We start from the raw sequence: 7,311 nt of genomic DNA, 5'->3' as shown, positions 1-7,311 counted from the left end.
TGGTGATCACATAATGCGAGCGCTGAGTGAGCGGCAGATGTTCGCGGCGATAGTTCCACGCGGTATCCATCAGCTCGACCGCGTCGAGCGCGCTGCGCCCGTCCCACGGATCGCCCGCGGCATGCGCGGTCTTGCCGTGGAAGGTATATTCCACCGAGACCATGCCATTATGCCCGAGATCGCCGTAACCGGTGCCGAATTCGCTGGCGACATGGACGAAGATGCAGGCATCGACATCCTTGAACAGCCCGGCCTTCACATAATAGGCCTTGGAGCCGAGCAATTCCTCCGCAACGCCGGGCCAGATCATCAGCCGGCCGGGGATATGGTTCTTCTCCATCACCGCCTTGGTCGCGATCGCCGCGGCGATGACCAATGGCATCCCCGAATTATGCCCCTCGCCATGCCCCGGCGCGCCCGCGACCATCGGCTTGACGTTGGGAATGCCGGGATATTGCGAGACGCCGAGCAGATTGTCGATGTCGGACCCGAGCGCGATCAGCGGCCCGCCCGAGCCCCAGGTCGCGGTGAAGGCGGTCGGGATGCCGGCGACGCCGCGCGTCACCTTGAAGCCGTTCTTCTCCAGAATATCGGTGAGATAGGCCGAGGTGCGCACTTCCTGAAAGCCGGGCTCGGCATAAGAGAAGACCTGATCGACCATCACCTGGATCTGCTTGGTCTGCGCCTCGACGCCGGCTTCGGCGGCTTGCTTCTGCTCGTCGGTTGCCGCATAAGCGAGCGGCGACCACAAGACGCTCGCCATCAACGCGGCGGCAATTGTGCGTTCAAATCGATTCTTCATTCGACCCTCCTTTTCCCCTTAGAATTTTACGCCCGCCGATACGCGGAATACTCGACCGACCGCGTCATAAAGCTGGCGGTTGGTCTGGGCGTAAGCCGGCACATTGTTGCCGTCGGGCCCATTGCCCACCAGCACGGGATCCTTGTTGAACATATTGTTGACCACGAAGGTCAAGCTGCCGTCATGGCTGCCGGCGGAGAATTTGAAGCTGATCGATGCGTCGAAATAGGTCGCGCCGGGAATGTGGTTGTTGTTGATCGTGCGATATTGATTGGTCGACGCGGGGCATCCCGAAGTACACTGGATATAATCGTTGCCGTAGACTCCCGACCCGAAACCGCGTGCGACCAGATTTATCGTCACCGGATCGACCTTGTAAAAGGCGCTGACGCGATAGACCCAATGGGGTGCGTTGTAGGTGCCCGCCAGGCTGCCGCCGTTCACGCCGGCATAGTCGATCGGGAAGATCCCGTTGTTGATCACGTTCTTTATGTAATGGGTGATCGCGGTGCTGATGCTGAAACTGCCGGGCAGATCGGCCGATATCGCCGAAAGGTCCGTGCGGTAGGTCGCGTCGATATCGAATCCCGTCTCATGCTGGCTGGCGAAGTTGAACGGCTGGATGACGATCTGGCTCAACGCGCCGCCGTTGTAGACGATGTTGTTGCAATAGGCCGTCGATCCAGAATAGCAAAAATCCACCGTATTCTGCGAGGTGATCGATCCGATCGCATCGGTGATCCTGATATCGTAATAATCGAACGACATGGTGAAGCCGGGCAACCAGCGCGGCGTCGCGACCGCGCCCGCCGTCCATGTATTCGCTTTCTCCGGTTTCAGGTTCGGGTTGCCGATCGTACTCTCGACGAACTGGAAGGGCCCCGCGCCGAGCGGTGAGTTGGCCGGCATGATCACCGAGTTGGTGCGCGCAGTCCCCGAAGCGAACAACTCTTGCAGGTTCGGCGCGCGGATATCGTGGCTGTAGGTGGCGCGGAACTTGATATCGGGCAGCGGCGTGTAGGTTCCGCCGACCTTCCAGGTCTGCACCGCGCCGGAGGTCGAATAATCCGTATAGCGGCCGGCGGCATTGAGGTTGACGCCTTTCACGATCGGCAGATCGACTTCGATGAAGCCCTCCTTCACATTATATTCGCCGAAATTGGGCAGGTAATTGCCGTAGAGCCAGTTGTTCGTGGTGGTTCCATTGGCATTTCGGACGGGCTGATATTCGGTCGGAACATAGCCGCTGATCTGCTCCTTGCGCCATTCGGCGCCGAGCGCCACCGCCGCGGGGCCGCCGGGGAGATTGAACAATTCCCCGCTGGCGCTCGCCGCCGCGACATCTTCCTTGATCGTCTCGTCGCGATAGGGTTGCCCCGCCCCGTAGATATAGACCAGGGCCTTCGGGTCGGGGCCGCCGTGAATCCCGAGCCGGTTGATCGGTACGCAGCCGTTGGTCGGCGCGGTGAGCGTCGAACGGCACGCGATGCTGCCGAGCGCCAGCCCGGATGACCCGACATTGGCGGAGGTCACGATCACTGCATCCTGCGCCAGCGCCATTCGCGCGACGTTCCAGGTATTGGTCAGCTCCTCATGCGCCTTGGTCATGCCGTGCTGATAATAGGCATTCCATTTCCAGGTCCGCCCGAAGAGCCCGAATTTGCCGTTTACCCCGGCGACATAGCGATAGACCTCGCGCCGGTTGTCGCTTCCCGGGGCGGGGAAGCCATTGTTGCTGGTGCCGATCGTAAAAGGCGCGGTCACCTGAGCCGCCAGTGTGGGGTAATAAGTGCGCAGATAAGCATTGTCCGGCTGGATCGTCACGCCGGTGCTGGGGGTCTGCTGATAGAAGCTTTGCCCCTCGTATCGATTCCACGAAAATTGACCGTAGATCTGGATATCGTTGGTGAGATCGTAAGCGATGCGGTTGAACACGCCGATCCGCTCCTCGGTCGGCAAGAGTGAGTTGGTGCCCCTGTGCCCCGCCATCGTGACCTTATAATCGCCCCCGATCATCCACGGCGAGGAAGCGGCACTGCGCGTGCCGAAATTCAGCGCCGCTGTCTGATTGTTGCCGAGAAAATAGGTGCCGGCGAGTGGCCCCGAGGTGATCAGCCCGCCGGTCGTATAGGTGCTGACGCCGAAGCCTGATCCGACGAGCCGCTGGGGTTGGCCGTTGGTCGGCGTATAGGCCGGATTGTTGATCTGGAAATAGTCGGCGTTGTTCCAGCCGCGGTTGATCGTGTCGACGCCGTCCTGATGGAAATATTCCGCATTGAACAGGACATGCAGCCGATCGTCCAATGCGGAGAAACCGGCGCTGCCGCTGAACCGGTAATTCATCCCGTCGCCATAGGTGCTGACGCCATTGTCGACCTTGAGCTCGACGCCCTTGAAATTCTTGTTCAGAATGAAATTGACGACGCCCCCTACCGCGTCCGATCCATATTGCGCGGACGCGCCGCCCGTCACCACCTCGACCCGCTCGACCAGATCCTGCGGGATGGTGTTGATATCGACCACGCCGCCGATCGACGAGGCCACCGATCTTTGCCCATCGACCAGCACCAGCGTTCGGCCCACGCCGAGACCGCGCAGACTGATCGAGTTGATGCCGGCGATCCCGTTCGAGAGGCTGCCCGAACTGGTCGCCGAGGTGCCGCTGCCTGCGATCGAGGGGAGCGTATTGACGAAATCGGCAATGTTCGCGGGCGCTTGCGCGGCGATCTCCGCCGCCCCCAGCACCGAAACCGGGGTCGGCGCGGAATAGCCATCACGGACGATGCGCGAACCGGTGACGACGACATCGTCCTTCGGCGTCGCGCCTTCATCCCCGAGGTCGTCGCCGGGAATGCCGGAGGCAGCGGGTGCAGGCTTTGCGCCGGAGGTATTGACTGGGCCGCCCGATTGAGCAGGTGCTTGGCGGATCGGTCCGATCTGCGGCGCGCCCGGCACCGGGGCAACTTCTTGCGCCCATGCGCCGCCGGCGGAGAGCGTTGCCAACGCCGTCGTGGCAAGAGCGGTAGGCTTCAGGAAACGATGGCCGCGCGCCAGCAACGCTGACGAGAGCAGGAAAACAGACATGATTGCCCCTTTCTATTTTCCTTCGGGCAATCCTCACCTCGGTCGGTTTCTCTCTCGTTGGTTCCTGCGCGGGGTCATCTGTTCTGGCCGGGTGATCCCGGTCCGAGCCAACCGATCGCCGCACACCGGAAGGGCGGCGGCGTCTTCGAACTCGAATAGGAAGCTAACAGAAGCTTGCGGTAAGTTCCCACTAAATTCGTAGCCGTATTGCGGCTTCTGCGCAGGATTCCTGCGTGAAATAGCGAAAGGGCGCGTGATACCTCCGCCCGCAAGCGTGGGTGCGTGCCCTTGCGATCGCGCATCGGGCGGTTTGCGCTACGGTTGCACCGCCAGCACCGCCGCCGGCACCTTGCGATCGAGCACCTTGCGCATCACGAAGCTGCTTCTAATCTTTGCGACATGAGGAAGGGTGGAAAGCTCCTTTCGATAGACGCTGTCATAATGTTCGAACGATTTCACATGGACCATCATGATGAAATCCGTGTCCCCTGATACGAAACTGCAGAAAGACATGGAGGGGCATTGCGAGACGGCTTGCTCGAATTCGTTCAGAACATGCTCGGCTTGCGAGCTCAATTCTATCGCCACGATCACCGTCGTGCCAAAGCCGAGCCGCGACAGGCTGAGGTCTGCGCTATAGCCTTGGACCATCCCGCGATCCTCGAGCAATTTCCGCCGACGCCCGACGGCGGTGCTGGAAAGATGCACCCGCTCGCTCAACGCCACATCGGATGCCCGGCCGTCGCGCGTCAGCTCCCGCAGGAGTCGATAATCCATCTGATCGATATCGATGTCGGTAGAAACCTGCACAACCTGCCCCTATCGTGGTGAAAAGCTGCTTAAATCGTCACAAATGTGCAGGAAAATCGCGTCGTCTTCAACGATCAAGCGCGCGTCCGATCTCATCCGGCCCTATGAACGGTGGCTCATTTCGCAAAACGCGCCCGATATGCCCCCGGGGGCACGCCGAGCTCGCGCCGGAATAGGCGATGCAGCGTATCGACCCCGCCCAATCCGCTACGCTCGGCCACACGGTCGAGCGGCCAATCGGTCAATTCTAGGTCTCGCCGCGCATGATCGAGTCGTACCTCCAGCACGTAGCGCGCTGGCGTCTTGCCGATCTCCGTCGCGAAACGTCGCGCAAAATTGCGCTCGCTCATCGCGCATCGAGCGGCAAGCGCCGATACGGACAAGTCCGCCGTCGGATTGTCGGCGATCCACGGCAGGATATCGGCGAAGCGGCTGCTTGCATGAGATTGCGCGGCGAGGGTCTGGCTGAACTGGCGCTGCCCGCCGGGGCGGTGAAGAAACAGCACCAGATCGCGCGCGATTTTCGCGGCGACGCCTTGCCCCAGATCGGCGGCGACCAGCGCCAATGCGAGATCGATGCCGGCGGTCACCCCGGCGGATGTGCAAATCGGGCCGTCGATCCGGTAGATTGCGTCGGCATCAACGCGCGCCAGGGGAAAATAGGCCTGTAACTCGCGCGCCGCCGCCCAGTGCGTCGCGGCGCAGCGCCCATCGAGCAGCCCTGCTGCGCCGAGCACGAACGCGCCGGTGCAGATGCTGCCGATTCGGCGCGTGCGCGGCGCGCGTTCGGTCAGCCAGCCGATAAGATGCGCGTCGGTTGCCGCGGCGCGAACCGCTTTCTCGCCGCCGCCTGCGACGAGGATCGTGTCGGGATCGGCCTCAATGTCTTCGAGCGCGACCGTCCCGCCCAGCGTCAAGCCGATCGCAGTAACTACCTCGGTGCCGCTGAGGTTCGCCACGCGGAGATCATAGCTACCTGGGACCTGTTCCTCGGCGCGATGGAAAACCGCCATCGGTCCGGTAACGTCCAGCGGTTCCACGCCCTCGAAGGCAACGAGGATTACCAACCGCTGTCGGTCTGCGTGCGATTTTGGCTGTTTTTCCGATATCTGTGGCATTTCAGTCAGATAGGCTTTGTGCATAGATTTGTCTGCATGAATGAGCGGATTGATGATCGATTGGCGCGCCGGGGCTTTCTGGCAGGCGCGGCCGGGTTTGGCGCTGCGGCGTTGGCGGCGGGGTGCAGCGGGAAAGCGGGAAGCGTCGCGCTGCCGCTCGCTGCCGACGAACAGCGGCGCCTCATCGCCGGGATGAAACCGCCGAAGCGGGCGCGGCCCTTGGTCGCAATCGTTGCCGACAATCGCGGCGCGGAGACGACGGACCTGATGATCCCGCAGGCTGTCCTGACGCGATCGGGGCTCGTCGATGTGACGGTGATCGCACCGACAGACACAACGATCACGATGATGCCGGCGCTCTCGATCGAGCCGCAGGATACGCTTGCCGGTTTCGACAAGGCGCACCCCGACGGTGCGGATTATGTCATCGTGCCGGCCTATCATCACGACGAACGCGAGGGGCCGATCGTTGCGTGGATAAGGCAACAGGTGGCATCGCGGGCGACGATCATCGGCATCTGCGAGGGCGCGAAGGTGCTGGGGCGCGCCGGTCTGCTCGACGGACGGATGGCGACGACGCACTGGTATGCGATCGACGGTCTGATGCGCGCGCATCCCGCGATGCGTTATGCGCGCGATCGGCGTTACGTCGTGGACCGCGGCGTCGTCACGACAACCGGGGTAACAGCGTCGATCCCGGTTTCCTTGGCGATGGTGGAGGCGATCGGCGGGAAGGAGCGCGTCGAGAAGCTCGCCGCGCAACTTGGGGTGATGGGCTATGACGCTGCGCATAACAGCCGCGATTTTCACCTCAATGCCGGTTGGGTGTGGCAACTGGCCTCGAACAGCGCGGCGGTCTGGGGCCATGAAACCATCGGTATCCCGGTTGCCGACGGCGTGGATGGTATCGCCCTCGCGCTCACCGCGGACGCCTGGTCGCGCACCTATCGCTCGAAGGCGGTGGCGCTGACCTCGCAAGCGACAATACTTACCGCCGACGGTTTGAAGCTCGCAACGGGCGGGCGTTCCGCGCGTGAAACGGACCTGACCCAGTCCCTGGACCCTGCCATTCCCCCCGCGTCGCAACTCGATCGTGCGCTCAAAGCGATTGCGGCGCGCTATGGCAAAGGAACCGCCGCGTTCGTTGCCTTGCAACTCGAATTTCCGTGGCGATGAAGCGGCGCCGCCAGCTCTGTTCAGCGCACGGCTGCTGCTATCGCCGCGCCGGGGGTGAGAATGGAAATGGGCGTCGTCCGGTCCAGCGCCGGGGTCACGAGTCGTGGATCAGAGCCAGAAGATGACGGTGGCGGCGAGCGCGATGGCGAAGGCCGTCGGGCATCGGTCGCAGCGGGTGGCACAGCCCGGCGGTATAATCTTCGTCAATCGACACCCTCAACACTCACGCGACGACCCGATAGAAACCCAGCTTTCGGCAGCTTGGGCCATATGACGGGCAGCCGTGGCGACTGGAGATCCTTTCGACTGAACCATTTTCCG

The 7,311-nt window shown here is 62.3% G+C and carries 4 protein-coding genes and 1 pseudogene; 1 reads left to right on the top strand and 4 read right to left on the bottom strand.

From position 1 onward, the window contains the following. The 4 genes and pseudogenes from B3547_RS00150 to B3547_RS00135 form a co-directional block, all read right to left on the bottom strand. Positions 1-802, bottom strand: a pseudogene (locus B3547_RS00150) (amidohydrolase); the annotation flags it as partial. Between the two features lie 18 nt (positions 803-820). Beyond that, positions 821-3,886, bottom strand: coding sequence for a TonB-dependent receptor plug domain-containing protein (locus tag B3547_RS00145; RefSeq protein ID WP_292959506.1), 3,066 nt, complete (start codon positions 3,884-3,886; stop codon positions 821-823). A 315-nt stretch (positions 3,887-4,201) separates the two neighbouring features. Beyond that, positions 4,202-4,696, bottom strand: a complete 495-nt coding sequence (locus tag B3547_RS00140) for an Lrp/AsnC family transcriptional regulator (protein ID WP_292959505.1) — start codon at positions 4,694-4,696, stop codon at positions 4,202-4,204. Positions 4,697-4,812: 116 nt separating this feature from the next. Next, complete coding sequence (locus tag B3547_RS00135; RefSeq protein ID WP_292959507.1) at positions 4,813-5,709, bottom strand: GlxA family transcriptional regulator; 897 nt, start codon at positions 5,707-5,709, stop codon at positions 4,813-4,815. On the opposite strand from B3547_RS00135, the gene B3547_RS00130 reads away from it, so the two are divergent. Then, positions 5,695-6,990 (top strand): DJ-1/PfpI family protein, encoded by a 1,296-nt coding sequence (locus tag B3547_RS00130; RefSeq protein ID WP_292959504.1) that lies wholly within the window; start codon positions 5,695-5,697, stop codon positions 6,988-6,990. The genes B3547_RS00135 and B3547_RS00130 overlap by 15 nt on opposite strands. Positions 6,991-7,311 lie beyond the last annotated feature (321 nt).

The organism is Novosphingobium sp. UBA1939 (genome assembly GCF_002336885.1).
Taxonomy (GTDB): Bacteria; Pseudomonadota; Alphaproteobacteria; order Sphingomonadales; family Sphingomonadaceae; genus Novosphingobium.
This window is presented reverse-complemented; position numbering and strand designations above follow the sequence as displayed.